We start from the raw sequence: 25,788 nt of genomic DNA, 5'->3' as shown, positions 1-25,788 counted from the left end.
GCCGGCTTCGCGCCGCGCGGGTGGCCGCGCTCGGCGCCGCCGGCGGCCCGCGCCGGTGCTGAGCCGTCCCCGGACCGGGACGGACCGGGGAGTGCCGGTGTGCTCCGCCCCGATCCGGGATCACGTGATCGGCACCCCGCCCGACGCTCAGCGACAGTTCCTTCCGCCGTTGAGGCAGGCCGCGATGCGCTCCATGGTCCTGGTGGAGTTGACGTTGACGAAGTCGTTGTGGTCGGAGAACGGGTTGTGGTTCTCCTCGGGAAAGGAGTCGAGGGCGTACCGTCCGCTGCGCTGCACGCCACGCGGGATGTCGTAGGAGATGGTGATGCGCACCTGCGGGATCGCGGTGAACCCCTGCGGGCAGGCCCCGGTGCTCCGGTCGGCGAAGGCGACGTGGTCGCGATGGTTGGCGCTGTCGGTGTTCCGGCCGTCCCAGCAGCCGGGGAAGTCCTGGACGCGTTGGACCCGGCTGCCGGCGGGGCAGATCGGATACTTGTCGGAGAGCCGGTCACCGAACCCGGAACAGGTCCAGGTGGCGCGGGCGTTGGCCGGGCCGCGGCTGGTGGGCTTGGCGTCGCCGGTCAGTTCGCGCAGGAACCGGGGCATGGGGACGACCTTGCCGACCGCGTTGCCGCGGTACTCGATGACGACCGCCTCCGGTCGGAGGATCCGCCCGGTGTTGTTCGGCAGTTCCAGGTTCGGTCCCTGCGGTTCGGGCAGCGGGCTCGCGCCGGTGGTCGGCGGGGTGGCCGGCTGGCCACTGCGCCGGTCGACGGTGCACGGGGCGAGCGCGTCGAGGCCCTCCGTTCGGGCGCCGCTCCGGCCGACCGCGTCGGCGATCCGCTTGAGCAACGCGGTTCGCTTCGCCCTCAGCGGGCCGAGGACGGCGTTCTCCACGAATCCGGCGTCGCCCGCACCGCGGCTGGTGACCAGGCGTTGGTTGGCCTCGGCGATCTGCCGGTCCAGGTCGGCGAGCCCGCGGTCGACCTCCGCCAGGGCCGGCCGCGGCACACCCGGCAGCCGGTCCCGCACCGACGGGCAGGTCACCTGCGGGGTCGCCGCGCTCGCGGCGGTGGTGTGCGCGGTGTGCAGCCTGGTGTGGATGCCGTCGTAGCTGACGTCGCAGTCGGCCAGTGCGACCAGGCCGGTCGGGGCGCGCCCGCCGGCGGCGCGGATCGTGTCCCCGATGGCGGTGAGCGTGGCCGCGCGACGGACGCGAAGCCAGTTCAGCACGTCGTTGTTGACGCGGATGTCCGCGCCGCGGGTGCCGCGGACCCGTCGGTCCGCGGCGGCTTCGAGCCGGTCGAACTCGGCGAGCCGGCGGTCGACCGCCGCTCTCGCCGACACGGGTACGGCGGGCAGGCGGTCGCCCACCGTGGGGCAGACCACGGCGCCCGGGGTGGCGGCCAATGCCCGTCGGACGTCGCGGGCGCCGGCGCGCACGGAACGGTCGATCCGGACCACCGGCCAGAAGTACGAGGACCTGTCACCGTTGACGCAGGTGGTTCCCGAGGCGGCGAGGACCGCGTCGGAGGAGTCCGCGGTGATGGCGAGATTGCCGACGAAGTCGTGCACGTGCTCGGCGCCGTTGCGTACGCCGGGTTGCGCCACCGGATTGTCCGGGCTGAACTTGCCGATGCGATTGGTCCCGCAGTCGACGGTGAACCGGCCGGTCGACGCCATCGGCCCGGTCCGGGGCGCGACCACGTTCGGCCGGATCCGCTCGATCGCCACGTAGTCCGACAGGCTGGTGGCCGCGTCCGTCGTGCCCTTGCCGCCGCTGGAGACGAAGGTGGCGGTGAGCGCGCCGGTCGCGGCGAGCACCACCGCCACCAGGGCCAGCCGGGTAGGTGTCGCACCACGTGACCGTCGGTTCCGGTAGCGCCTGCTCATGTCGTCTTCTCCTCGGTCGCCGAGCCGGCCAGTCGTTCGGCCGCTGTCGCATCCGGATACGGCGACCCGGTGCCGCGCCGATCGGTGATCCGCCGGCACGTCATCGACAGGTAAGAACTCGGTGCCGTGCCGGTTCCGGGCGCGGTGGGCGCGCATCGCGGCGACATCCGGACGTGACGTGGGTCGTCCGAGGTTTCACCCCTCCCGGGAAGGGCATCTTCGGGCCGCGGCCCACCGGTCGCTCCCGTACCGCTCAGATCGGAGCCCGCGATGCCCGTCGGCCGTCCAGGATCGTCTCTCCCGGCCGCCGGCCGGGCGCGACTCGGCGGACGGCAGACGGTCCGGTCCGTGACGGGGGTCTGAGGATGGCCACGGGAGACGAGCGGACGGCGGAGGCGTTCCGCGCCGCCGTGCTCACCGGCCGCCTCGACCTGCCGTCGCCCGGCGCCGGACGGACCGCGGAGCGGTTCCGGCGCTTCGTCGAACTCGGCCGCGCCGACCCGGCCCTGGCCCGCCTGGGGGAGGGGCACGCCGACGCGCTGGCGATCCTCGCCGAGCTGGGCGTGCCGATCGACCCGGCGTGGCGCCGCGAACCGTGGGGCGTGTGGGCCGCCGCCCCGGCCACCCTCACCGCGACCCGGGACGGCGGCCGGTGGCGGCTGACCGGGGACCGGCCCTGGTGCTCCGGGGCGGGCCTGCTCTCCCGGGCGCTGGTGACCGCCACGGCCGACGACGGGGTACGCCTGTTCGCGGTCGAGGTCGGCGGCCCCGGGGTCACCCCGCTGGCCGGCACCTGGCCCGCCGTCGGCATGGCCGCCAGCGACAGCCGGACGGTCCGCTTCGACGACGTGCCCGCCACCCCGGTGGGTGGACCCGGTCGCTACACCGCGCGGCCGGGCTTCTGGCACGGCGGGGTGGGCGTGGCCGCGTGCTGGTACGGCGGAGCCGTCGGCGTCGCCGACACGCTGTGCGCCGCGGCGCGCCGCCGTCCCCTCGGCCCGCACGCCCTGGCGCACCTCGGGGCGGTCGACGCGGCCCTGGTCGCCGCCCGCGCCGTGCTGTCCGCCGCCGCCGCCGAGATCGACGCGCATCCCACCCGGGACGCCGACCGGCTGGCCCACCAGGTACGGGCCACCGTCGAGGCCACCGCCTCCACGGTCGTCGACCGGGTCGGCCGGGCGCTGGGGGCGGGCCCGCTGTGCCAGGACGCCGACCACGCCAGGCGGGTCGCCGACCTGACCGTCTATCTGCGGCAGAGCCACGCGGAGGCGGACCTGGCTCATCTGGGCGAGCTGGTGACCGCGGCCGGGGACCCCGGATGGTGAGACCCATCGTCGGCGCGGGCACCGCCGAGGAGACGTGGCGCGCGTGGCCGGCGCCGGCCGGCTGGCGCGTACTCGATCCGCGGGACGCGGCGCGGGCGGTGCCGCCGCTGGTCGTCGCCCCGCATCCCGACGACGAGGTTCTCGGCGTCGGCGGCCTGGTCGCCATGCTCGCCGGCGCGGAGATCGCGGTGGTCACCGACGGCGAGGCCTCGCACCCCGGATCGACCGTGCACACCCCCGCGGAGCTGGCCGGGATCCGGCGGGCCGAGACCGTCACGGCGTGCGGGCGGCTCGGCGTCGCCCCCTCGGGCATCACGCACCTCGGGCATCCCGACGGCGGGATCGACGAGACGGCGCTCACCGACACCCTGACCGCCCGGCTGGCGCCCGGCCGGTGGTGCGTCACGACCTGGCACGGCGACGGCCACCCGGACCACGAGGCGGTCGGACGGGCCGCGGCGGTCGCCTGCCGGCGCACCGGCGCGACACTCCTGGAGTTTCCCGTCTGGACGTGGCACTGGGCCGAACCGGACGATCCCGGGGTGCCGTGGCACCGCGCGCGTCGGATCGACCTGACCGAGGCCGCCAGGTCGGCCAAGCGGGACGCGATCGACGCCTTCCGCAGCCAGATCCTGCCGCTCGGCCCGGCGCCGGCCGACGCCGCGATCCTTCCCCCGCACGTCCTCGCACGCTTCGCGCGTCCCTACGAAACGGTGTTCGTGCCATGACCTCACGCGGCACCCCGGCCGGCTACTTCGACGACATGTACGCGCGGGCCGAGGACCCGTGGAGCTTCGAGACCCGCTGGTACGAGCAACGCAAGCACGACCTCACCGTGGCATGCCTGCCGCGTCGGCGTTACCGGTCGGCGTTCGAGCCGGGCTGCTCGACGGGCATGCTCACCTCCCGGCTCGCGCGGCGGTGCGACCGGCTGCTGGCGGTCGACATCGCCGCCGCGGCGGTGACGAGCGCCCGGCGGCGGCTCACCGACCAGGCGCACGTGCGGGTGGAACGGATGCGCGTCCCCCACGAGTGGCCGGCGGCGGACCGGCGCTTCGACCTGGTCGTGCTCTCGGAACTCGGTTACTACCTCGACGACGCCGGCCTGGACCTGCTGATCGCCCGGACGGTGGACTCGCTCGAACCGGGCGGCACGCTCGTCGCGGTGCACTGGCGGCCGGTGGTGGCCGAGCACGCCCGGGGCGGCGACGACGTGCACCGGCGGCTCGGCGCCACCGACGGGCTGGCGCGCACGGCCCGGCACGAGGAGTCGGACTTCCTCCTCGACGTCTTCCTCCGGGTGCCGCCCGCGGCCACCTCCGTGGCGCAGGCCGAGGGCCTGCGGTGAACCGGGTGGCGGTCGTGGTGCCCGCCCACGACGAGCAGGCGTCGCTGCCCGGCTGCCTTGCCTCGGTCCGCGGCGCGCTCCGTCACCTGGCGGTGCGATCGGAGGTGATCGTCGTGGCCGACGACTGCGCCGACGAGACGGCCACCGTCGCCCGCCGACTCGGCGCCACGGTGGTGACGGTACGGGCCCGCAACGTCGGCCGGGCGCGCGCCGCCGGCATGGCGTACGCGCTGCGCCACGGCCCGCGGGACCTGTGGCTCGCCACCACCGACGCGGACACCCGCGTGCCCCGCCGCTGGGCCGGATGGCACCTGCGCCACGCCCGCGCCGGCGCCGACCTGCTGCTCGGCACCGTGCGCGTCCACGACTGGGCGCACCGCTCCGAGCAGGTCCGCACCCGGTTCGAGATCCGCTATCGACAGGACGTGACCGACGCCGGCCACCGGCACGTGCACGGCGCGAACCTGGGCTGCGCCGCCACCGCCTACGAACGGCTGGGCGGCTTCGCCGACCTGCGCCACGGTGAGGACCACGACCTCGTCGAGCGGGCCCGCCGGCGGGCCCTGCGGGTGGTCGCCGACGCCGCCTGCCCGGTGCGGACCAGCGCCCGCCGACGTGCGCGGGCCCCGCACGGCTTCGCCGGCTATCTCGACGCCCTCGACGACAGTCCTCCGGTCGTCGGCGGCCGCGCCTGAGGCCGCGCGCCTCCGGTGTCCCGGCCGGCCGGGACACCGCCGCCGGCGAGTGACCTCGCCATGGTCGTCTCCCGGCTGCGCGGCGCGCTAAGCGCGGGCGTCGCCCACCCCGATCCCGAGCTGTCACCCGTACGCGCGGGCAGAACCCGGCAGCCGTGGCCCGAACTGGCGCCGTCGCACGCCCTCGACGCCGGCGTGCCGCTCGCCGTCGTGCTGCGCCAGGGGGTACGCACGGCGCTGCACCGGAGCCTCGCGAACGGCTTCTACCTGCCGGTGCGGGCGGCGCTGGCCGGCGACGGCCCGCTCCCGGTCTGCTGGTACGGCCAGCAGGACGCGTCCTGGATCGCCTACTACGACGTGCTACGCCGGCTCGGCCTCGCCGGTTACCGGCCGGACGACGCCGACCACCTGGGCATCTGGGTCGACCTGGCCCGTTCCTGCGGCTGGTGGTGGCCCGGCGAGGATGTCTGCGTCGTGGTGGAGCGGCCCCGGGAGATCCACGTCGAACCGGTCACCGGGACCGCGCACGACCGGGTCCGGCTGCGACCGCGGGGCGTGCGCTACCGCGACGGCTGGCAACCACGCCTGAGCGGGTGAGGTGAGGCGACGGTCTGGGTCGGGGAATCCGGCCCCGACCGGCCGTCGCGCTCGGGTGCTCCGTGTTCGGTCCCGTCCCGATCGCGGCGTCACCTGTCGGCGGGATACCAGTTCAGCAGTTCGTTCGAGGAGGAGAAGACGCGGCCGCTCGTGGCGCCGGCCCGGCGGAGCTCCTCGACGACGATCCGGATGTCCGTCCGGGCCATCAGCGGTATGACGCCGTCCTTGCAGTCCATCCCCAGCCGGGGCCCGGCCTCGTCGTCGCGGACATCGGAGACGTAGTTCGGGGTGTAGAGCCCGTCGTCGTACTCCCCGGTCTCGTCGCCGTTCTCGTTGACCAGCGGAAACCGGAGCGCGGCCGCCTCCAACGCGGCGCGGGCGGCCCCGGGGGGCTCCACGGACACCTGCACCTCGAAGGACTGACCGGTGACGTCGCCGGTGCCGTGGTAGTCGTAGACGCCGAAGACACCGGGGTCGACCGTGAACTCGCACCCCACCCACTCGGTGGTGATCGCCCTGCGCATCCATCCGCGGATCGGCTCCAGCGCGAGCGTGTCGACGTGCTCCTGGGTGATCCGCCACAACAGGTCGGCGCTCGGATCGAGCGTCGTCGCGTACTCGAACCAGTGCCGTGCCTCGCCGCCGGCGCCGGTCTGGCCCAGGTGCAGCGCGCCGAGCGCGAACGCCGCCCGCGCGTCCCGGTCCTCGACCGCCTGCCTGCGCCAGCTCTCGGCCTGCTCCGCACTGACCGTCATGGATACTTGTATCCCACATCCCGCGCCGGTTCCGCCACCCCGTCCCGCCCGCCCGACGCCTGCCGCGTCCCGCCGGGCGACGGGTGGCGCGGCATCAGCCCGCCGGGCCGGCCGGCCACCCGCCGAGTTGACCCACACCTGCCACCCGGCCGCGGGCAGGCGTCGCGCTGGAGCCGATCCCGGCTCCGCGCGGAGGGATTCGTTTGTGTGCCCGCCAACCCGGGCATCAGGCGTGCACACGACGAGAGGGGATGCGATGGCACCGGATCCGTCGGCCCGGGTCGACGAGGATCGCGCCGTCCCGGCCGCGAACCTGTCGACGTCGGACCTGATCAGCCGCGCCACCGAGCAGTTGTCGACGCTCGTACGCGACGAACTGGCGCTGGCCAGGGCGGAGCTGATCGCCAAGGGCCGGCACGCCGGCCTCGGCGGGGGTCTGTTCGGCGGGGCTGCCGTCCTCGGCCTGTACGGGCTCGCCCTGCTCGTGGTCCTGGCGGTGGTGGTGCTGGACCTGGCCTGGCCGCTGTGGTTGGCCGTGCTGACCGTCATGGTCGTCGTGCTCGTCTCCGCCGGGGTGCTGGCCCTGCTCGGCCGACGGCAGTTGCGCGCGACGACACCGCTGGCGCCGCAGGAGGCGGTGTCCGGCGTGACCGCGGACGTGGACGCGGTGAAGACCGCGTTCCGGGAGGGGAGAAGCCATGAGTGAGAGCACGCCGTCGGACCCGCAGCGGTTGCGGGCGGAGATCGCGCAGACCCGCGCCGCACTCGGCGACACCGTCGAGGCGCTCGCGGCCAAGACGGACGTCAAGGCGCGCGCGAAGGTCGCCGCCGAGGAAGCCGGCGCGCAGGCCAGGGCGACGGTGAACGCCGCAGTGGCGCGCGCCGGGGAGGTCGCCGGCTCGGTCACCGGCCGGCTCGCGTCGACGTCGGAGTCGATCGAGTCGTCCCTGCGCGAGCACGACCTGCCGGCGAGGGCGCGCCGCCCGCTGCCGCTCGCCGCGATCGGCGCGGCCGCCGTGCTGGCCGTGGTGCTCGTCGTCCTGGCGCGACGACGGCGGGCGTGACCGGCCGATCGCCGTGCGCGCGTGTGACGCGATCGGAGGGTTGAACCGACCGCACCGGGGCACCACGACCTCACGACAAGTCGCTTGAGGAGGCCCAGTGAGCACCGTGACGGAGTCCGTCGACGTTCAGGTACCGATCCGCACCGCCTACGACCAGTGGACGCAGTTCGAGTCGTTCCCGCAGTTCATGGACGGTGTCGAGTCGATCACGCAGATCGACGCGACGCACACCCGCTGGGTGACCAAGGTGGCCGGGGTCACCCGGGAGTTCGACGCGGAGATCACCGAGCAGCACCCGGACGAGCGGGTGGCGTGGAAGAGCACGGGTGGTGAGGCGAAGCACGCCGGCGTGGTCACGTTCCACCGGCTCTCCGACGACGAGACCCGGGTGACCATCCAGCTCGACTGGGAGCCGGAGGGGCTGGTGGAGAAGGCCGGCAGCGCCGTGGGGGTGGACAGCCGGCAGGTGAAGGCCGACGCGAAGCGGTTCAAGGCGTTCGTCGAGGACCGGGGGAGTGCGACCGGAGCGTGGCGCGGCGACGTCGACCGCCCGGACGCCGCGTCCTGACCGCTGGGGGTCGTGGACGGGCCGGCTCGGCCGCCCACGACCCCTCGGCCACGCCTGTCGAATCGGTGTCGAATCCCGCATGCCGGATCCCGTACTTGTTGCGTTATGGATCGACGTCTATGCTTTCGTTGTTCTGATCCTTATCGAAAGCATAATCGACCATCGTCGAATAAATTCGACAACCGAGCGTGATGGTCGATCCGGACGGGAGAATCCTGTGAGAGCAACCCTGCGGAAGGTGCAGTTCGCCTTCCTTGCCGGCATATTGGCGCTGGCCGGATCGGCGACACTGGTGGCGAATTCCGCGTCGGCCGACGGCATCAGGCAGTTGAACGCCACGCAGCTCGTCGCGGACATGGGCGCGGGCTGGAACCTGGGGAACGCGTTGGAGGCCAACGCCAACGGCATCCCCAGCGAGACGGCCTGGGGAAACCCGGTCGTGACGCCGGCGCTCATCGACCGGGTGAAGGCGGCGGGATTCAGAACGATCCGCATCCCGGTCTCCTACCTGGGAAACATCGGGGCGGCCCCCAACTACACGATCAACTCCGCCTGGTTGAACCGGATCCAGGAAATCGTCGACTACGCCTACAGCCGGGGCTTGTACGTGCTGGTCAATATGCACGGCGACGGCTACAAGACCATCACCGGCTCCTGGTTGATCTGCGACTCGTCGAACCAGACGGCCATCAGGGACAAGTATCAGAAGGTGTGGCAGCAGATCGCCACCAGGTTCCAGAGCTACAGCGAGCGCCTGATCCTCGAGTCCATGAACGAGGAATTCGACGGGCAGTGGGGCAACCCGACCCAGCCGTGCTATTCGAACATCAACGCCTACAACCAGATCTTCGTGGACACGGTACGCAGGTCCGGCGGGAACAACACCTCGCGCTGGCTGCTCATCCCCGGCTGGAACACCAACATCGACTACACGGTGGGCAACTACGGTTTCGCGCTGCCGACTGACCAGTACCGGGCGTCGACCGTCCCCGCGAACGAGCAGCGGCTCATGATCTCCGTGCACTACTACGACCCCTGGGACTTCGCCGGTGAGGAGAACGGCACCATCACCCAGTGGGGACCGGCCGCCACCACGCCGTCGCGGAAGTCGACCTGGGGCCAGCAGGACTTCATGGACGCGCAGCTCAAGAAGATGCGCGACACGTTCGTCGCGCGCGGCTACCCGGTGTTCGTCGGTGAGTACGGATCCGTCGACAAGACGTCGGCGGACCCGACGAACAACAGGTACCGCGCGGACTACGCCCGCACCCTGGTGTCCACCGCCAGGAAGTACGGGGCGGCCACCGCCTACTGGGACAACGGTTACAACGGGGCGTACGGGTTCGGGCTGTTCAACCGCGGCTCCACGACGGTCACCCAGCAGGGCGTCATCGACGCCATCATGAGCGGCGTCGGCGGCGCCCCGACGACGCCACCGACCACCACCCCGCCGCCCACGACCACCCCGCCCACGACCACCCCGCCCACGACCACCCCGCCGACCACCCCGCCGCCGTCGGGCGGAGGCGCCTGCTCGGCGTCCTACACGCTGACCGGCCAGTGGCAGGGCGGCTTCCAGGCCGAGGTGAAGGTGACCGCGGGCGCTTCGGCGATCAACGGGTGGACGGTGACCTGGACGTTCGCCGACGGGCAGCAGGTGACGCAGGCGTGGAACGCGACGGTGACCGCCAGCGGATCGGCGGTGACCGCCCGCAACGTCAGCTACAACGGCGCGATCGGTGCCGGCGGCAGCGCGACCTTCGGCTTCCTGGGATCGTCCGGCGGCGCCAACCGCGTGCCGTCGTTGTCCTGCGCGGCCGGCTGAACCGGCCCGGCGGCGACGGTGCCGGGCGTCCCGCGCGGGACGCCCGGCCCGCGCCGGTCACGCGCTCACCGGCGCGAGCCCTGACGCGCCGGGGTCAGCCCTCGTCGCCGACGTCGGTGACCAGGCGCTCGGTCTCCCGCACCAGATAGTGCGGCCGGCGCTTGGTCTCGTAGTAGATCCGGCCGATGTATTCGCCGATCACGCCCAGGAGCATCATCTGGATGCCGCCGAGCCCGATCACGCTGACGATGATCGTGGTGTACCCGGGGACGTCGATGCCCTTCTCGACCGCGTCGGCGACCACCCAGGCCATGTAGGCCACCGCGATGAGGGTGAGGAACAGGCCGCCGTAGATCGCCAGCCGCAGCGGCCGGTTGTTGAACGACAGCAGGCCGTCGAACGCGTAGTTGAACAGCTTCCCCATCGACCAGCGGCTCCGTCCCGACTGGCGCAGCTCGTTGCGGTGCGCCACCACCGCGGTGCGGAAGCCGATCCAGGAGAACAGGCCCTTGGAGAACCGGTTGTATTCCGGCATCGCCAGGATCGCGTCCACCGCGGGCCGCGACAGCAGCCGGAAGTCACCCTCCCCGTCCAGCAGGCGCACGTCGATCCACCAGTTGATGGCCCGGTAGAACGACCGCGAGGCGAGCGTCCGGACGAAGCGGTCGCCCCGCCGGTCGCGCCGGGCGATCACCTGGTCGAAGCCCTGGCGGTAGAGCGCCACCATCTCCGGCAGCAGCCGGGGCGGGTGTTGCAGGTCGGCGTCCATGATGACGACCGCGTCGCCGGTCGCCCGGCGCAGGCCGGCGAGCATCGCCGCCTCCTTGCCGAAGTTGCGGCTCAGCGACAGGTAGCACACGTCGGCGTCGGCGGCGGCGAGCCGACGCAGCGCCGCCAGCGTGCCGTCGTCGCTGCCGTCGTCGACGTACACCACCTCGACGTCCACGTCGGGCAGCGCGGCGAGCGCGGTGCGCACGTCGCCGTGCAGCCGCTCCACCGACGCCTCCTCGTTGTAGCAGGGCACCACGACGGACAGCCGCACCCCCGTCACCTCGCCCGACCGAGGTCAGAGGCGGTAGACCAGCGTGCCATCGCGATCCTCCCGGGTGATGCCCAGCCCGTCGACGGGCCGCGCCTCGATGCCCTCCCAGGGGGTTCCCGCGGCACGGCTCGGGACGGCCACCACCGACCGGACGCCGATCCCGCGCAGGTATGCCACGCTGCCCGGATCGGGGAAGGACCCGATCGCGGCCCGGGTCCGCGCCTGGCTGGCCGGCTCGAAGCCGCCCCAGCCCGTTGGTCACCCGGGGGAACCCGTCGGTCGTCCACAGCATGTAGGTCAGGTCGCCCACGCCGCCGGCCGGCAGCACCAGGATCGGATCCGGGGCCTCGCGCAGCGCGGCCGGCGGTCGCGCCACGGTCGGGTGCGGGGTCCGGTTGACGCCCTCCACGGTGACCAGGGCGAGCGGCACCAGCAGGGCGGCGGACATCAGGACCCGGGCCCGGCGACGGCCCGCGGCCCGACCCGACGACTCGGCCAGCGCCGTCACCAGCCCGGCGGCCAGCAGCGCGAGCAGCAGGCTGGTCCAGTGCATCAGCCGACCCGGCGTGCGCAACGCGTCCCAGCCGGGCAGGAGCCTGGACAGCGTCAGGTAGCCGGGATCGCCGTCGCCGCCGAGCGTGGCGCCCAGGCCCAGCAGCACCGTGCCGAGCACGCCGACCCCCAGCGCGACCCGGCGCCGCAGCGGGTACGCCGAGACGAACAGCCCGGCCGCGGCCAACCCGATCAGCGTCATCCCCGGCAGCAGCGCCATCTCCGGCGGCCAGCTCAACTGCTCGCGCGCCGCGGCGTGCCGCTCGCCCCACAGCCACGAGTCCGCCGGCGCGGTGAGGAAGCCCATCAGCGGCGGGGAGAACATCTTCGTCCAGTCGAGCGTCCGCTGCGCCTGCGGGTTGAGATCGACCACGCGCAGGTAGACCAGGCCGAGCAGCACCGTCACCGCGCCGAACGCGGCCCCGCCGGCCAGATCGGCGAGCAGCAACCGCCGGCCGAACGGCGGTCGCTCCCGCCGGCGCCACCAGGACCAGCCGTAGCAGCCGGCCGCCACCAGCACCGCGGCCAGCAGGAAGTAGACGAGCGGCAGCCCGATGCCGAACCCGAGGCTCACCTGCCAGGCGGCGGTCAACCACCCGGCCAGCGCCCAGCCGGGTCGTCGCCGCTGCGGCCGGTAGCCGTGCCGCAGCGACCAGCCGTGCCCGCGGGCCAGCATCGCCAACGACAGCGCGATGCCGCCGCTGGAGAGGATGTTCAGGTGGCCGGCGTGGGCCAGCCGCCACGGCGCGTACGCCCAGGCGACCCCGGCCACCGCCCCACCCCACCGGTTCGCCCCGAGCTGCCGGGCCAGCGCGTACGCCCCGAGGAACGCCAGCGCGTGCAGCAGCACGTAGAGCACGTTGTAGCGGACCACGGCCGCCTCGAAGCCGGCGCCGAGCATCCCGATCGGCGCGTACCCGAGCAGGGTGTCGCTGTAGGCGTAGGTGTACTTCTCGGGATAAAACGTGTTCGAGTCCCAGAGGCCCAACGGGTTGCTCAGCAGGGCGTGCCCCGACCAGGCGACCTGCCACGCCTGCAACGTCGGGTCGCCGAGGTCGCCGGGGATCGTGGTCGCCGGGTGCCGCAGCGTGGGCCAGGTCAGCGCCACCGCCAGCAGCAGGCTGCCGAGGATCGCGAGGACCCACTCGCGCGGGATCCGTCGCCCCCGTCCGACGGGCGGGCGCTCGTCGGCGATCTGATCGGGGCGCACGCTCTCGGCGGGGGGTCGGGCACCGGCGGACCGGACATTCATGAGATAGATGGTGTCCGATACGGATCGGCTTGTCGATCAGTTGCCCGAGGTATGGATCGAACGTCCGCGCAAGACGGGATGGTCGGGTGGCCGACGGAACCGGCGCGCCCTGATCTCGCTGGACGAAGGTGGGGGTCAGCCGACCTGGCTGTTGTCCTTGAGCGCGCCCCAGCCGTGCCAGCGGTCGATCTCGATCAGCGCGCTGACCCGGGCGCGTTCCCGTCGCGGGTACGCCCGTCCGGTGTAGTGCCGGGACAGCCGGTCGATGTCGGCGAGGTCGGTGTCGTCACGCAGCTCGACGACGCGTCCGACGATGCTCAGGTGCGTGTACCACCCCTGCTCGTCCAGGGCGGTGAGGGTGACCCGGGGGTCGTTGCGCAGGTGGTCGAGGCGGCGGCGACCCTCGTCCATGTTGACCAGGATCCGGCCGTCCTCCCACAGGTACCAGGTGGCGGCGGAGACCGGCTGTCCGTCGGGCCGCAGCGTGGCGATGACGGCGGGGTTCGGCTTGCGCAGCATGGCGACGGCCGGCTCGGGCAGCGGCGGCTTCGACATAGCTCTCCTCCTCGCGACGGCATTGTCTGAGCACTGTACGGACCGGTGCCGCCGCTCGCCGGGGAACTGCGGGCCCGGAGCCGTTCAGCTCCGGGCCCGGGGCGCTCAGGAGGCGGTGCAGGTGACGTTGCCGGGGGCGGTGGCGCCGTTGCCGGTGGCGGTGAACCCGAACGTGGTCGACGCGTTCGGGGCCAGCGTGCCGTTGTACGGGGCGTTCTGCACCGCGACGGTGCCGGTGGTGCCGGTGTTGACGCCGCTCCAGAGGCTGCTGATGGCCTGCCCGGAGGCGAGCGTCAGGCGGACCGTCCAGCCGTTGACGGTGGCGGTGGTGTTGTTGGCGACGGTGACCTCACCCTGGAAGCCGCCCGGCCAGGTGTTGACGGTGCGGTAGGCGGCCGCGCAGCCGGTCGCCGGGGGAGTGGTCGGCGGCGTGGTGGTGGGCGGGGTCGAGGTGGGCGGCGTGCTGGTGGGCGGCGTGCTCGTCGGCGGGGTGGTGGTCGGCGGCGTGGTCGACTCGAACTGGCTGAAGAACCGCCAGATCTCGCCCGAGGTCCAGGTCCGGGAGTCGTTCGGGCTGCCCGAGCCGTCGACCGGACTGGGGGTGTGGTCGCCGTCGAACGCGGCCCACTGCACCGGGTAGCCGGCGCGGCAGCCGGAGTAGGTGGTGGTGATGTGGCTGAAGCTGTTCAGCGCCGGTTCGCGCGGGGTCTGCGCGGTGCAGCCGTTGTTCCGGACGAACGTGTCGCGCAGCGACCGGCCCATGGAGATGTTCAGCACGCTGTCGTGGGTGCCGTGGATCCCGAAGTAGGGCACGGGCTGGGTGCCGCCGTTGCAGCCGCTGAGGTTGGCGCCGGAGAGCACGGCGACCGCGCGGATGACGCTGGCCCGGGCGCAGGCCACCGCGTAGCTCATCGCCCCGCCGTAGCTCCAGCCGAGCGCGAAGCGCTGGGTGGTGTCGACGCAGAGGTCGTTCTCGACCTGCCGGGAGATGTCGTCGAAGAGGTTCAACCGTCCGTGTTGCGGAACAAGTGCTCCCGGTCGGTCGCTCCGGCCGTGAGCCGGTGCGGACTGCTCGCTCCTGAGCTGCGCAGGGAGGGAGGTTGGGCCACCGAAACTCTCGGCTCGACATCCGGAAAAATCCGACGCCGGGCCGGGCTGCCGGTGGTGAGCGTTAACAGTGGTGGCGCGCGAGCAGCCGCTCCGTGAGGTCCGCCAGGCGATCCGCGTCGCGTGGGTCGAGCGTCGGGAAGCTGAGCGGAAGTCGCCTGCCGCGGTCCACGGCGGTCAGCGGCGCGTCGGGTGGCGCGTCCACGAACCCGTGGATCGGGGACACCGCCGCCGTGACGGGGCGGGCCACGAGGGACGCCGCCGCCAACAGCCCGCGAACGGCGAACGGCAGCGGGCTACGGTCGCCGCTCCTGGTGAAGCCGGGGTGGTAGAGGACGTACCGCGCGCGGCTTCCCGACCGCCTGGCGAAGCCCACGCCGAGCAGGTCGTTGGCGCGCCCGGCCTGCAGTTGCGCGGTGACCGCCGAATACCCCGACTCCAGTTGCGGGTCCGCCCAGCGCACCCCGCCTCTGGTGACGCCGACGCCCGCGACGTTCACGACCACCGGCGCGGCCGCCCGGTCGAGCGCCGGCCGCAGGCCGAGACCGAGCACGTATCGGCTGAGGTAGTAGAGCGCGAAGGTCTGCTCCAGACCCTCGGCGGTGACGATCCGGCGCGGCGCCACCGCGTTGGCGAACAGCGTCAGCGCGTCCACGACCGGGTGCTCCGCGAGGATGCGCTCGACGACCTGCCGGGTCTCGCCCACGCTGGACAGGTCGACGGGGAGGAAGTCGATGGAATCGCTCGCCAGCGCCGCACCGCGCGCGTGGTTCCGGCCGAGCACCAGGACCCGGTCACCACGTTCGGCGCGTCCGAGGGCGAACGCCCGTCCTATGCCGCCGGTGCCGCCGCTGACCACCACGAGTCCCATTCCGCCTCCACTACCGTTTCTGCCGACCGTGCTCATCCTGGGCAGGCGTCGGCGGCGGCGAAAGAAGGCACTTTGATGGACACAGGGAACACCGGTGTGCGTGCCCGACTCGATGACCACCGGCTGCCGGACCCGGTGCCGGCCGGCGAGTACGAGTGCTGCCCGGTCACCGATGTGCTCCGACGGCTCAGCGACAAGTGGACGCTGCTGCTGGTCACCCTGCTCGGGCAGCGGCCGTACCGGTTCAACGAGTTGCACCGGGCGGTCGACGGCATCAGCCAGCGGATGCTCACCCGGACGTTGCGTACGCTGGAGAGCGACGGACTGGTCGACCGGGAGGTGCTCCCGACGTCGCCGCCGAGCGTCGAGTACCGGCTGACGCCCCTGGGCGTCAGCCTGCTGGAGCCGCTCGCCGTGCTGGCCGGCTGGGCGCTCGACCACCACCCCGCCATCGTCGCGGCGCGCCGGCGAGCCGGCTGAGGCACCTCGGCCGCGCCCGCGCTCGGCGCTATCGTTCGGGCGTGCACATCCGTTTCGACGTCCCGGCCGATCCCACCTACCCCGGCCGCGTGGCCGCCGCGCTCAGCCGGGTCCGGCTGCGCCGCTTCGGATACGTCGGCGCCGCGCTGGCGGCCGTCGGGGCCGTCGGTCTCGCCGTCTCGTGGGCGCTCGGGTCCGGCGACCGGTTCGCGTCGCTGTGGACCGCGCTGCTCCTGGGCGGCCTGCTGTCCATGCTCTACGCGCCGTGGGTGCGGTGGCGTGCCCGGCGACGCTCCGGTAACTACGCCGTCGAGGGCGGCTACGACATCACCGACGACAACATCATGATGCGCAGCGGCTCGGAGTCCGGCGGCATCGCCTGGGACGGCGTCACCCGGGTGACTGACGATCCGGAGTTCTGGATCGTCCACGTCGGCCGGATGCCGGCGACCGTGATCCCGCGCCGGCTGATGTCCGACGCGGACGCCGAGACGTTGCGCGCCTTCATGGCCGGGCGCGGGCTGCTCCGGCCCCGGTGACCCGGCCCCGCCGATCCTGGGATCGACGGGGCCTGGTTGCGCCGGCCGCCGGCGGGCACCGTGAGGGGTGCCCGCCGGAGACTCCGGCGTGCGGAAGGGAACCATGACCGGCGAGCAGCTTCCCGGAGGCGCCTACCAGGTCGGCGACCTCACCCTGACCCGGATGGGTTACGGCGCCATGCAACTGGCCGGTCCGGGTGTGTTCGGCCCGCCCCGGGACCGCGACGCCGCCGTGGCGGTGCTGCGGACGGCGGTCGAGCTGGGCATCCGGCACATCGACACGGCGGATTTCTACGGCCCGCACGTCACCAACGAGATCATCCGTGCGGCGCTCGCGCCCTACCCGGACGACCTGCACATCGTGACCAAGGTCGGCAACCGCCGCGACGAGCGGGGCGGGTGGCCGCCCGCCCGCACGCCGGCCGAGCTGACCCAGCAGGTGCACGACAACCTGCGCCGCCTCGGTGTCGAGGCGCTCGACGTGGTGAACCTGCGCGTCGGCGGCTTCGACACCCCCGAGCCGGGCTCGGTCGCCGAGCCGTTCGGCGCGCTCGCCGAGCTGCGCGAGCAGGGGCTGATCCGGCACCTGGGGCTGAGCACGGTCACCGCGGACCAACTCGCCGAGGCTCAGTCGATCGCCCCGGTGGTGTGCGTGCAGAACCTCTACAACCTGGCCAACCGCGCCGACGACGCGTTGGTCGACACCACCGCCCGGCAGGGCGTCGCGTTCGTGCCCTACTTCCCGCTGGGCGGCTTCTCGCCGTTGCAGTCCGGCATCCTGGACGGGGTCGCGAAGCGACTGGACACCACGCCGATGGCCGTCGCGCTGGCCTGGTTGCTGCGCCGCTCGCCGAACATCCTGCTCATCCCCGGCACGTCCTCGGTCGCGCACCTGCGCGAGAACGTCGCCGGCGCGGCCCTGGACCTGCCCGCCGACGCGCTCGCCGAGCTGGGCGCGATCGGCGGGTGATCCGGTCGCGGTCGGCCGGCGCGGCGCTGCACTACTAGGGTGTCGCCATGACGGCGCGCGTGGACGGGTTCGCCTTCCCGCCCCGCCGCCCGGCCGAGCGCCTGGGCGTGGCGGTGGTGAGCGAGCTGGTCGAACTCATCGTCACCGGTCAGCTCGGCGAGGGGCAGATGCTGCCCCCGGAGGGGCCGCTCAGCGAGCACTTCGGGGTGAGCCGCACGGTCGTCCGCGAGTCGGTCAAGCGGCTCGAGGAGAAGGGGCTGGTAGTGGTCTCGCAGGGGTGCGGGACCCAGGTGGCCCGGGTCGGCTCGTGGAACATGCTGGACCCGGTCGTCCTCTCCGCGCTGATCGACAACGACGCGTCGCTGGGTGTGCTGGACGAGCTGACCGTCGTCCGGGGCAGCCTGGAGGCCGCCATGGCGGGCGCCCTGGCGACCCGGCGCACGCCGGAGGAGCTGACCCGGGTCGAGCACGCGCTCGCGGCGATGCGCGAGATCCGGCGCGAGACGGACTCCTTCCGCCAGGCGGACGTGGTCTTCCACTTCACGATCATGGAGTTGTCCCGTAACCGCCTGGCGGAGAACATCTGCAAGCGCCTCTACCGGCGGGCCAGGGAGAGCAGCCGGTTCCACGGGCTGACGTACGAGAGCGCCGTCGAGTAGACGCTCGACGAGCACGCGCTCGTGGTCGACGCCATCGCCCGCCAGGACGCGGCGGGCGCCGAACGCGCCATGCGCGACCACCTCGTCACCTCCTGGCGACGGCGCCGGCTCGAGGCGCCGCCGGGCTAGCGCTCGGGCACGAGACGCGGGCCGGCTCCGGTCGGGCCGGACGTGCGGCCCGACCGGAGCGGCCGGCGTGGCGGGCTCCCGGCGGTCCCGACGCGCCTGCCCCGTCGCGGGTCGCCCGCTCATCCACGCAGGCTCCACCGCTGGTTGGCCTGGCCGTTGCAGGTCCAGAGGATGAGTTTGGTGCCGTTGGCGGTGCCGGCGGCGTTGGCGTCGAGGCAGAGCCCGGACTGCTGGCCGGTGATGGTGCCGTTGGCGTTGACGGTCCACTGCTGGTTGCTCTGGCCGTTGCAGTCCCAGATGATCACCGTGGTGCCGGGGCTGGTGCCCTGGCCGTTGGCGTCCAGGCACTTGGCGCCGTACACGGTGAACTGTCGCGCCGACGTCCAGGTCCAGGTCTGCCCGGCGGCGGCGGTGCAGTCGTAGAGCTGGACCTGGGTGCCGTTGGTGGTGCTGCCGTTGGGCACGTCGACGCAGCGGCCGGACTGCACCCCCACGACGGAGCCCGGCCCGGGCGCGGCGACGGCCGTGCGGGCCTGGGTGACCAGGGCGGCGCCGCCGACGGTCAGGACGAGGGCCAGGGCCGCGAACGCCAGGCGCGCGGGTCTGGACCGGACGGATCGGGGACGGGGGATGGGCATGACGGCTCCTCGGATGCGCAGGGCTCCGGGCCCTTCCGTGCCGGCGCGGAGCCTTCCGGGTGATGGCCGTCGATGGGACGCTGGCGCGCGCAGGGGAACCACCGCCGGCGCCCGGTTCCGGCGCGAGGCCCGCACGCGTCACGATGCCGGGGTGCCGAGGTGGTGGCGACCGGCCATTGATGTTAGCGCAAACAGCGACGTAAATAAATAGAACACATCTGGCGGGGCGACGCGCCGGTCGAGGATCGGGCGGACTTGCGTGAACCTCGGCCCGGGCCGGTCCGAGCAATCCCGGAGGAGGTGCGGCGCCCGACGCCGTGAGCGTGGTGTCCGCCTGGTTCTGCATCGCCTTCGGCGTGCTGTTGGCGCTGCGGTCGACGCGGCTGATCCGGGCGGAGCGGCGGGGCCGTCAGGAGCGTGGCCGGGGGCCGTTCACCGCCCGCGAGCTGCTCTGGGAGGGCGGCGCGCTCGTCCTGATCGGCGCCGGCAACCTGCTCGACGGCCGGGGGACGCTGCTGGTCCCTGCCGGCGGTCGCGGTGATGCTGGTCCTCTGTGTGCGCGTCGCCGCGCGCCTGCTCCGGCAGCGGTCACGCCGGCCGAAGTGAGGGCGCTCAGCGGGCGCGCTTCGTCGCCCGCTTGCGGGGCGGCGTCAACAGGTCGGCGATCGCGGCGATCGCGGACGGCACCACCCGGTAGTAGGCCCAGACACCGCGCTTCTCCCGCTCCAGCAGCCCGGCCTCGGTGAGGATGCGCAGGTGGTGACTCACCGTCGGCTGGGACAGCCCGAGCGGAGCGGTGAGGTCACTCACCGACGCCTCGCCCTGCGGGGCGGACTGGATCAGGCTGATCAGCCGCAGCCGAGCCGGATCGGCGAACGCCTTCAGCACCCCGGCGAGGCGCTCGGCGTCGGCACGCTTGATCGGCTCGCCGGTCAGCGGCGAGATGGACGGCATGGCGGCAGTCTTCGCAGTTCCCACGCCCTCCATAGTCGCACCGACGTCATCGATGGGACGGCAAAACCGCCAACCATCACCGGCGGTGAATCTCGGTAGGATGCGACGCGTGTCCCGACCGGTGATCTTCGACCTCTTCCACACTCTGGTGCCCGGCGCCGACGACGAGCGTGACCGGGTGGTCGGCGAGATGGCACTCGACGTCGGGGTGGAACCGGCTGCGCTCGTCGCCGCCTACCACGCGTCCTGGCGCGACCGACTGGTCCGGTGGGACGCCGAGGAAACCGTCCGGGTGCTCGCCGGTCGCCTCGGCGGCAGGCCGACCGCCGAGCAGGTGGCCCGGGCCGCCGACCGACGAATCGCCCTGGCACGTCGGGTGCTGGGCCGGGTCGCGGCCTCCACCCTGGCGGTCCTCGACGCGTTGCGCGCGGACGGCCACCCGCTGGCCCTGATCAGCAACGCCACCTCGGAGACCGCCGAGGCGTGGCCGGACGGCCCGCTCGCCCCCCGCTTCGACGTCACGGTCTTCTCCTGCACGGTCGGACTGGCCAAGCCGGACCCGGCGATCTACCGCACCGCCGCGCAGCGGCTGGGCGTCGCGCCGGACGCATGCGTCTACGTGGGCGACGGCGCGGACGGGGAACTGGCCGGCGCGGCAGCGGTCGGGATGACGGTGCTCCGGACCACGGAGCACGCCGACACCGACCCGAGCTGGGGCGGACGGATGATCACCAGCCTGGGCGAGGTCCCCGACCTGCTCGGCGAGCCGGCGGAGCCGCGGTCGGTCCGACCGCGCGGCGGAGGTCGTCCCGGCCTTGCCGGGGACCCCACAATGGAGCCGCCGGCACCGGTCGGGTGAGGGGAGGCCAGGGTGAACGAGGCAGGCGAACCGCGCACCCCCGAACCGGCGGCGAGCGCACCACCGCGGCGCGGCCGGGCCCGCCGGCTCCGGCTGGTGGCGCTGGCGGTCGTGCTCGCCGTCCTCGCGGCGGCGATGGTCCCGATCGTGCTGCGGCTCGGCCCGCCGACCCGGGACGAGCTGATGGAGCAGGCCGGCCTGAAGGGCAAGCCGCAGCTTCTCGTCGGGGTCAAGGACGACCAGCCGGGCGTCTCCCAGCGGCTGCCGAACGACGTCTGGAAGGGCTTCGACGTCGACATCGCGTACATGATCGCCGGCTACCTCGGTTTCGACCGGTCCCAGGTGCGGTTCCTGCCGGTGGAGAGCGAGGACCGGGCTCGCCGCCAGGCCCGCGACGGCGACGGGTTCGTCACCGTCGACCTGGTGATCGCCTCCTACAGCATCACCCGGCAGCGGCAGGAGGACGAGGGCGCGGTCTTCTCCGCCGCCTACCTCCAGACGGAGCAGTCGGTGATCACCCTGCGCGGCGACCCCGGCCCGGTGAGCAGCCTGGAGGACCTGGCGGACCGCACCGTGTGCACGCTGACCACCTCGACCGCCATCCCACGCCTGCGCCAGGCCGGCGCGCGGCCGATCGGCCGGAACCGGATCAGCGACTGCGTCCAGGAGATGTTCGACGGGAAGGTGAGCGCGGTCACCAGCGACGCGGCGATCCTCGCCGGCTTCGTCACCGGCGACCGGCCGAGCGACGACGGTCGACGCTTCCCGGTCACCCTGCGCAACGTGAAGCCGCTCCGGCACTGGGACATCGGCGAGTCCGCAGCCGAGCGCTGGGGCGTCAACACCGGCCCGAAGGAGGCCCTGCGGGACCTGGTCGACATGGCGCTCTACGCGTCGGCGCGGGATCCGCGGAACTCGGCCTGGGAGGAGGCGTACACCGCCAACTTCCGGTGGCAGCAGCGCTACAACCTCCCGCAGTCGGTCGCGGTCCAGCAGCAACCCGATCCCCGGAAGGTGGAGGTGCGGCAGTGGCCGTGGGAGAGGATCGCGTTACCGGCCCCGGCGTACCCGGGCTCGCCGGCGGCCCCGGTCGGAGCGTTCGGCCCCGCCGGACGCCCGCGGCGCGGCAGGCGCAGCAGTGGCTGCTGACCCTCCTCCCCGCGTTTCCCGTCCTGCTCCTGGTGCTGCGGCTGTGGCAGCTCAGCCGGCAGGACATGTCCACCATGCTGCTGCTGGTGCAGTACGTCAGCCCGCTCGGTCTGCTCAGCGCCCTGCTGATCGCGCTGGTCTGGGCGTTCCCCCTGGTCGTGCTGACGTTCGGGGTGCTCGGTCGGCTGCTGAGGTTGAGCGCGCCCGAGCGCTTCGACCCGGAGCGTTCGCTGCTCGCCTCCTGGACGGCGCGCACCCCGGGCTGGGTGGCCACCGGGGCGGTCGCGCTCGGCGCGCTCACCTGGCAGCTCCGCTTCCTGCCCACGCTGCTGATGCTGGCACTCTGCCTGCTCGCGCTGCGCACCCGCTACCTGTACCCGGATCAGCCGACCAGGATCCTGCTGGTCGGCGTGGCGCTGCCGGTGGCCGCGGCGATCCTCGCGTACGCCGCGCTGGCGCCGGCGGCGTGGACGGCGTTGCGGTCGGGTGAGCCGGCCACCGCCGTGCTCCTGGCGGTGCCGCCGGTCGCCACCGTCCTGCTCACCGGCCCGATCCCGGCGGAGAGCGCCCGGGCGGTGACCCACGGCCTGACGTACGCGGTTGCCGCGGTGCTGCCGTTGGTGACCGGCGCGGTCTTCCTGGCCGCGCCGGTGCTGCCCACCACCGCGGTCGTGGTCGCCCCACCGGACTCGGACACCGCGGGGCGCGCCGACGAGGTCCCGCCGGAGGTGGTGCTCGGCGCGCTGATCACGGTCACCGACACCGCCACGGTCATGCTGGACCGGTCCGCCGCCGTGCGGTTCCTGCCGAACGAGTGGGTGCGGTCGCAGGTCCTCTGCCCACAGGCGCGCCCGGTGCCCTACAGCGTCGTGGCGGTGCACGGGTGGCCGGTGGAGGAGACCGTCCTGGACTGGATGATGCTCAGGCGTCCGGTCGCCGACCCGGACGTCCGCTGCGCCGGTCGCCTCCGACTCGAGGACCGGGCCGGCCGCGGCACCCGGTAGCGCCGCCGGTGCGCACGTCAGGCGCGGCGCAGCACCATGGTCGCGAAGCCCAGCAGGTTGCGGTAACCGCGGAGCCACTGGTCACGATGCTCCCGGGCGACCGCGAGCGCCTCGGCGGCATTCGGATGGCCGGGATTGTCGAGCGCCCACTCGGTGAGCGAGCCGATCCACGACCACTCGTAGTTGTCCCACTCGGCGGTGTCGCTGACGTGCGCGTAGATCGGGGTCCAGCCGGCCTGTTCGACGACGTCCACCAGACCGGCGAGGTCGGTGTGATCCGCCGGATCGGCGTCGAGCGCGGCCAGGGCCTCCGGTGTCGGCGGAGCCTGCCAGAAGCCCTCGCCGAGCATCAGGATGCCGTCCGGGTGCACGTGTCGACCGGCCGCCTTCAGCGTGCCTGCGACACCGTCGAAGACGTGGGTCGACCCGACGCACAGCACCAGGTCGTAGTCGCCGTCCGGCACGTACCCCCGGGCGTCGCGCTCGTGCAGGGTGAGCCGGTCGGCGAGCCCACGTGCCTCGGCCGCCGCGGCGGCGCGTTCGAGGGCGGGTCCGCTGGTGTCCACGCCGTCCGCGTGCCCGTCCGGGTAGTGGGCGAGGGCCTGCATCGCCCAGGCTGCCTGCCCGCAGCCGAGGTCGAGGATGCGGGCCGCCGGTCGCCGGTCCGCGCGGCGCAGGAGCCGGTTGACGTTCACGCCGGAGACCGGCGCGGCGATCGGATGGTGCGAGTGCGCGATGCTGCTGAGCCGTTGGCGATCCACGGCTCACAGTTAACCCCAGGGCACGAAGGTGTCGCCCCGGCCGTCCCGGCCCACCGGCGCCTGACGCCGGGGCCCGAGCAGGCGCGCGGTGACCGCGACGGCGGTGACGGCGACGCCGGCGACGAGAACGCCGGCCGCGATGTCGCCGGGATAGTGCACGCCGGTCCAGACCCGGGCGAATCCGATGATCGCCGCCAGGACCGTGAGCGCCACCCCCCAGCGTCGGGACAGGAAGGCGCCGACGGCGAAGGCCAGGGTGAATGCCGCGGTGGCGTGGTCGCTGGGCAGCGACGGGCCGGCCGTGTGCGGGATCAACTGGTGCACGTGGTGGGTCTGGAACGGGCGTACCTCCGTGCTGAGCGCGGCGGCGACCCGCCCCAGCAGGAACGCGGTCCCGAGCGAGGCGACCACCCGCAGGGCGGGGCCGGCGGCGGACCGGCCCCGGCGCAGCACCGGCACCACCGCCAGCGCCGCCAGCACGTAGATCAGCCAGATCGCCGCCCACTCGAGGACGTCGTCGACGGCGTCGACCCTCCCCGCACCCGCGTTGATCATCTGGAACAGGTGGTAGTTCACGCGTCCCTCCTCGGTCCCGCGGTTCCACGCTCGCACGCGGGCCGGCCGCCGATCCGGCGAATCGCGAAGTCCCGAGGGCCGCCGGAGGATCGATCCCGAAGGGCCCCGGACGCGGGTCAGGTTCGCCGGCCGGGGCGCGACAAGCGTCTCGGGTACGCACGCGTACTCGGCGAACGCGCCGTTGGCGTCGCCGAGGTCGGCGAAGACGGCGTCGCCCGGTCGCACCTGTCGGACGTCCGCGCCGACCGCCTCGACCCGGCCGGCGACGTCGCGGCCGCGGATGCGCGCCCGGGGGCGCGACGAGCAGAGGTGCTGCGTCGGACGCCCCTGAGCAGGGACCGGGTCCTGCGCGCCGCCGTCGCGCTCGCCGACGGCTCGGGGATCGAGTCGCTCAGCATGCGCAACCTCGCCCAGGACCTGGGCGTCGTGCCGATGGCCCTCTACAAGCACGTGGCCAACAAGGACGAACTGCTCGACGGCATGATCGACGTGGTCGTCGGCGAGATCGACCCGCCGGTGCCCGGAGTCGACTGGAAGCGGACGGTCCGGCTGCGCATCCTCGCCGCGCGGCGGATGCTGGGCCGCCACCCGTGGGCCGCGCTGGCGATCGAGTCGCGGAACACCGCCACGCCGGGGGTCCTCGCCTACCTCGACTCGATGGTCGGGGTGCTCCGGTCCGGCGGGTTCTCCACCGACCTGGCGCACCACGTCATGCACGCGATGGGCAGCCGGATCCTCGGCTTCAGCCAGGAGTTGTTCGACGAAGGGATGTCTCGTAACCCTGGCGTCTGTCTGTTGAGGACGGTAGGGCAGGATGCCGGGGTGCAGGTGATCTCGGCAGCCCGCCCGGAGTGGATCTTTCCGTTCACCGGGCTGCAGCCCGACCAGTTTCGCAAGCTGGTCCGGCTGGTCGCCGAACGTGGCGGTGACGGCATCGCTGACGGCCGGCCGGGCCGGCAGTGGGCTCTTGACCTCGCTGATCGGGTGCTGCTGGTGGCCGCGTACTGGCGCACGAATTTGACGATGCGGCAGATCGGCCCGTTGTTCGGGGTGTCGCACTCCGCGGCGCACCGGGTCATCGACACCCTCGCCCCGCTGCTGGCGCTGGCGCCGGTCCGCAAGCGGCCGGTGGAGCAGATCGCGATCGTCGACGGCACGCTGGTCCCGACCCGTGATCACCGGCTGGCGGCCCGGAGCAAGAACTACCGGTACTCGACGAACCTGCAGGTCGCTATCGACGCCAGCACCCGCCTGGTCATCGCCGTGGGTGAACCGCAGCCAGGCAACCGCAACGACACCATCGTCTACCGCACCTCGGGCATAGCCGAGAAGCTGGACGGGCGGCCGGTGATGGCCGACGGCGGCTACCGGGGCAACCCGGAGGTGATCATGCCGTACCGCAAGCCGTCCGACGGCAGCACGCTGCCGGACTGGAAGGAAGCCCTCAACGTCGAACACCGGACCGTCCGAGCAGGGGTCGAACACGCCCTGGCCAGGATGAAGTGCTTCAAGATCCTGCGCGACTACCGCCGTGCCGCCCACACATTGGCCGACGCCGCTTCCGGCATCGCCAACCTCCACAACATCATCCTCACCGGCTGACCAGGGGGCCGGCCCCCGG

23 protein-coding genes and 7 pseudogenes are annotated in these 25,788 nt (G+C 73.3%); 18 read left to right on the top strand and 12 right to left on the bottom strand.

The window, feature by feature from the left end; translation table 11 throughout:
- Positions 1-147 precede the first annotated feature (147 nt).
- The gene (locus O7618_RS15715; RefSeq protein ID WP_278106841.1) at positions 148-1,893 is read right to left on the bottom strand and encodes a DUF1996 domain-containing protein; all 1,746 of its coding nucleotides are present in this window, start codon (positions 1,891-1,893) and stop codon (positions 148-150) included.
- A 365-nt stretch (positions 1,894-2,258) separates the two neighbouring features.
- Between O7618_RS15715 and O7618_RS15710 the strand changes: the two genes are divergently transcribed.
- Genes O7618_RS15710 through O7618_RS15690 form a run of 5 tightly spaced genes read left to right on the top strand, consistent with a single transcriptional unit; the run spans position 2,259 to position 5,858 of the window.
- A complete protein-coding gene (locus O7618_RS15710; RefSeq protein ID WP_278106840.1) occupies positions 2,259-3,218 on the top strand; it encodes an acyl-CoA dehydrogenase family protein in 960 nt (319 codons plus the stop codon).
- Positions 3,212-3,946: a PIG-L family deacetylase gene (locus O7618_RS15705; RefSeq protein ID WP_278106839.1), complete on the top strand. Its 735-nt coding sequence runs from the start codon at positions 3,212-3,214 to the stop codon at positions 3,944-3,946. Before O7618_RS15710 ends, O7618_RS15705 begins: the two co-directional genes overlap by 7 nt.
- Positions 3,943-4,566 (top strand): class I SAM-dependent methyltransferase, encoded by a 624-nt coding sequence (locus tag O7618_RS15700; RefSeq protein WP_278106838.1) that lies wholly within the window; start codon positions 3,943-3,945, stop codon positions 4,564-4,566. Before O7618_RS15705 ends, O7618_RS15700 begins: the two co-directional genes overlap by 4 nt.
- Before the next feature lie 5 nt (positions 4,567-4,571).
- A complete protein-coding gene (locus tag O7618_RS15695; RefSeq protein ID WP_278106837.1) occupies positions 4,572-5,261 on the top strand; it encodes a glycosyltransferase in 690 nt (229 codons plus the stop codon).
- 60 nt (positions 5,262-5,321) lie between these two features.
- A complete protein-coding gene (locus tag O7618_RS15690) occupies positions 5,322-5,858 on the top strand; it encodes a DUF6745 domain-containing protein (RefSeq protein WP_278106836.1) in 537 nt (178 codons plus the stop codon).
- 89 nt (positions 5,859-5,947) lie between these two features.
- On the opposite strand, the gene O7618_RS15685 is transcribed toward O7618_RS15690, so the two are convergent.
- A complete protein-coding gene (locus O7618_RS15685; RefSeq protein WP_278106835.1) occupies positions 5,948-6,613 on the bottom strand; it encodes a hypothetical protein in 666 nt (221 codons plus the stop codon).
- A 256-nt stretch (positions 6,614-6,869) separates the two neighbouring features.
- On the opposite strand from O7618_RS15685, the gene O7618_RS15680 reads away from it, so the two are divergent.
- The 4 genes from O7618_RS15680 (at position 6,870) to O7618_RS15665 (ending at position 10,070) form a co-directional block, all read left to right on the top strand.
- Positions 6,870-7,319 (top strand): phage holin family protein, encoded by a 450-nt coding sequence (locus O7618_RS15680; RefSeq protein WP_278106834.1) that lies wholly within the window; start codon positions 6,870-6,872, stop codon positions 7,317-7,319.
- Positions 7,312-7,677: a DUF3618 domain-containing protein gene (locus O7618_RS15675; RefSeq protein WP_278106833.1), complete on the top strand. Its 366-nt coding sequence runs from the start codon at positions 7,312-7,314 to the stop codon at positions 7,675-7,677. The genes O7618_RS15680 and O7618_RS15675 overlap by 8 nt, the downstream gene beginning before the upstream one ends.
- Before the next feature lie 97 nt (positions 7,678-7,774).
- On the top strand, positions 7,775-8,245 hold the full coding sequence (locus O7618_RS15670) for an SRPBCC family protein (protein WP_278106832.1): 471 nt from the start codon (positions 7,775-7,777) through the stop codon (positions 8,243-8,245).
- Between the two features lie 217 nt (positions 8,246-8,462).
- On the top strand, positions 8,463-10,070 hold the full coding sequence (locus O7618_RS15665) for a cellulase family glycosylhydrolase (RefSeq protein ID WP_278106830.1): 1,608 nt from the start codon (positions 8,463-8,465) through the stop codon (positions 10,068-10,070).
- Positions 10,071-10,200: 130 nt separating this feature from the next.
- On the opposite strand, the pseudogene O7618_RS32255 reads toward O7618_RS15665, so the two are convergent.
- The 5 genes and pseudogenes from O7618_RS32255 to O7618_RS15635 all read right to left on the bottom strand — a co-directional run.
- Positions 10,201-11,121 (bottom strand): annotated as a pseudogene (locus O7618_RS32255) (glycosyltransferase family 2 protein); the annotation flags it as partial.
- A gap of 15 nt (positions 11,122-11,136) precedes the next feature.
- Positions 11,137-12,916: pseudogene (locus O7618_RS15650) on the bottom strand (hypothetical protein).
- Between the two features lie 135 nt (positions 12,917-13,051).
- On the bottom strand, positions 13,052-13,471 hold the full coding sequence (locus O7618_RS15645; protein ID WP_278106828.1) for a PPOX class F420-dependent oxidoreductase: 420 nt from the start codon (positions 13,469-13,471) through the stop codon (positions 13,052-13,054).
- 105 nt (positions 13,472-13,576) lie between these two features.
- A pseudogene (locus O7618_RS15640) lies at positions 13,577-14,485 on the bottom strand (cellulose binding domain-containing protein); the annotation flags it as partial.
- Between the two features lie 157 nt (positions 14,486-14,642).
- Positions 14,643-15,449, bottom strand: a complete 807-nt coding sequence (locus O7618_RS15635) for an SDR family NAD(P)-dependent oxidoreductase (protein WP_278106826.1) — start codon at positions 15,447-15,449, stop codon at positions 14,643-14,645.
- 75 nt (positions 15,450-15,524) lie between these two features.
- On the opposite strand from O7618_RS15635, the gene O7618_RS15630 reads away from it, so the two are divergent.
- From O7618_RS15630 to O7618_RS15615, 4 genes and pseudogenes are all read left to right on the top strand, one after another.
- On the top strand, positions 15,525-15,929 hold the full coding sequence (locus O7618_RS15630; RefSeq protein ID WP_278106825.1) for a helix-turn-helix domain-containing protein: 405 nt from the start codon (positions 15,525-15,527) through the stop codon (positions 15,927-15,929).
- Positions 15,930-15,970: 41 nt separating this feature from the next.
- Positions 15,971-16,468 (top strand): YcxB family protein, encoded by a 498-nt coding sequence (locus O7618_RS15625; RefSeq protein ID WP_278106824.1) that lies wholly within the window; start codon positions 15,971-15,973, stop codon positions 16,466-16,468.
- A 103-nt stretch (positions 16,469-16,571) separates the two neighbouring features.
- Complete coding sequence (locus O7618_RS15620) at positions 16,572-17,438, top strand: oxidoreductase (RefSeq protein ID WP_278106823.1); 867 nt, start codon at positions 16,572-16,574, stop codon at positions 17,436-17,438.
- A gap of 47 nt (positions 17,439-17,485) precedes the next feature.
- A pseudogene (locus O7618_RS15615) lies at positions 17,486-18,226 on the top strand (FadR/GntR family transcriptional regulator).
- Between the two features lie 119 nt (positions 18,227-18,345).
- Here the strand turns inward: O7618_RS15615 and O7618_RS15610 are convergent.
- Positions 18,346-18,723, bottom strand: a pseudogene (locus tag O7618_RS15610) (ricin-type beta-trefoil lectin domain protein); the annotation flags it as partial.
- 753 nt (positions 18,724-19,476) lie between these two features.
- The gene (locus O7618_RS15605) at positions 19,477-19,851 is read right to left on the bottom strand and encodes a metalloregulator ArsR/SmtB family transcription factor (protein WP_278106822.1); all 375 of its coding nucleotides are present in this window, start codon (positions 19,849-19,851) and stop codon (positions 19,477-19,479) included.
- Between the two features lie 76 nt (positions 19,852-19,927).
- On the opposite strand from O7618_RS15605, the gene O7618_RS15600 reads away from it, so the two are divergent.
- Genes O7618_RS15600 through O7618_RS15590 form a run of 3 tightly spaced genes read left to right on the top strand, consistent with a single transcriptional unit; the run spans position 19,928 to position 22,830 of the window.
- Positions 19,928-20,677 (top strand): HAD family hydrolase, encoded by a 750-nt coding sequence (locus tag O7618_RS15600; RefSeq protein WP_278106820.1) that lies wholly within the window; start codon positions 19,928-19,930, stop codon positions 20,675-20,677.
- Between the two features lie 12 nt (positions 20,678-20,689).
- Entirely contained in the window at positions 20,690-21,826 is a 1,137-nt protein-coding gene (locus O7618_RS15595) for a transporter substrate-binding domain-containing protein (RefSeq protein WP_278106818.1), read from the top strand.
- Positions 21,712-22,830, top strand: a complete 1,119-nt coding sequence (locus O7618_RS15590) for a hypothetical protein (RefSeq protein ID WP_278106817.1) — start codon at positions 21,712-21,714, stop codon at positions 22,828-22,830. Before O7618_RS15595 ends, O7618_RS15590 begins: the two co-directional genes overlap by 115 nt.
- A 17-nt stretch (positions 22,831-22,847) precedes the next feature.
- Here the strand turns inward: O7618_RS15590 and O7618_RS15585 are convergent, their stop codons facing one another.
- The 3 genes and pseudogenes from O7618_RS15585 to O7618_RS15575 form a co-directional block, all read right to left on the bottom strand.
- Positions 22,848-23,591, bottom strand: a complete 744-nt coding sequence (locus O7618_RS15585) for a class I SAM-dependent methyltransferase (protein WP_278106816.1) — start codon at positions 23,589-23,591, stop codon at positions 22,848-22,850.
- Positions 23,592-23,600: 9 nt separating this feature from the next.
- Positions 23,601-24,167: a phosphatase PAP2 family protein gene (locus O7618_RS15580; RefSeq protein WP_278110025.1), complete on the bottom strand. Its 567-nt coding sequence runs from the start codon at positions 24,165-24,167 to the stop codon at positions 23,601-23,603.
- A gap of 114 nt (positions 24,168-24,281) precedes the next feature.
- Positions 24,282-24,467, bottom strand: a pseudogene (locus O7618_RS15575) (NAD(P)-dependent alcohol dehydrogenase); the annotation flags it as partial.
- A 9-nt stretch (positions 24,468-24,476) separates the two neighbouring features.
- Here O7618_RS15575 and O7618_RS15570 point away from each other — a divergent pair.
- Both O7618_RS15570 and O7618_RS15565 read left to right on the top strand, forming a co-directional pair.
- Positions 24,477-24,929, top strand: a pseudogene (locus O7618_RS15570) (TetR family transcriptional regulator); the annotation flags it as partial.
- Positions 24,930-24,989: 60 nt separating this feature from the next.
- A complete protein-coding gene (locus tag O7618_RS15565; RefSeq protein ID WP_278106861.1) occupies positions 24,990-25,769 on the top strand; it encodes a transposase family protein in 780 nt (259 codons plus the stop codon).
- Positions 25,770-25,788 lie beyond the last annotated feature (19 nt).

It is taken from the genome of Micromonospora sp. WMMD980, assembly GCF_029626035.1.
In the GTDB taxonomy this organism is placed as follows: Bacteria; Actinomycetota; Actinomycetes; order Mycobacteriales; family Micromonosporaceae; genus Micromonospora.
This window is presented reverse-complemented; position numbering and strand designations above follow the sequence as displayed.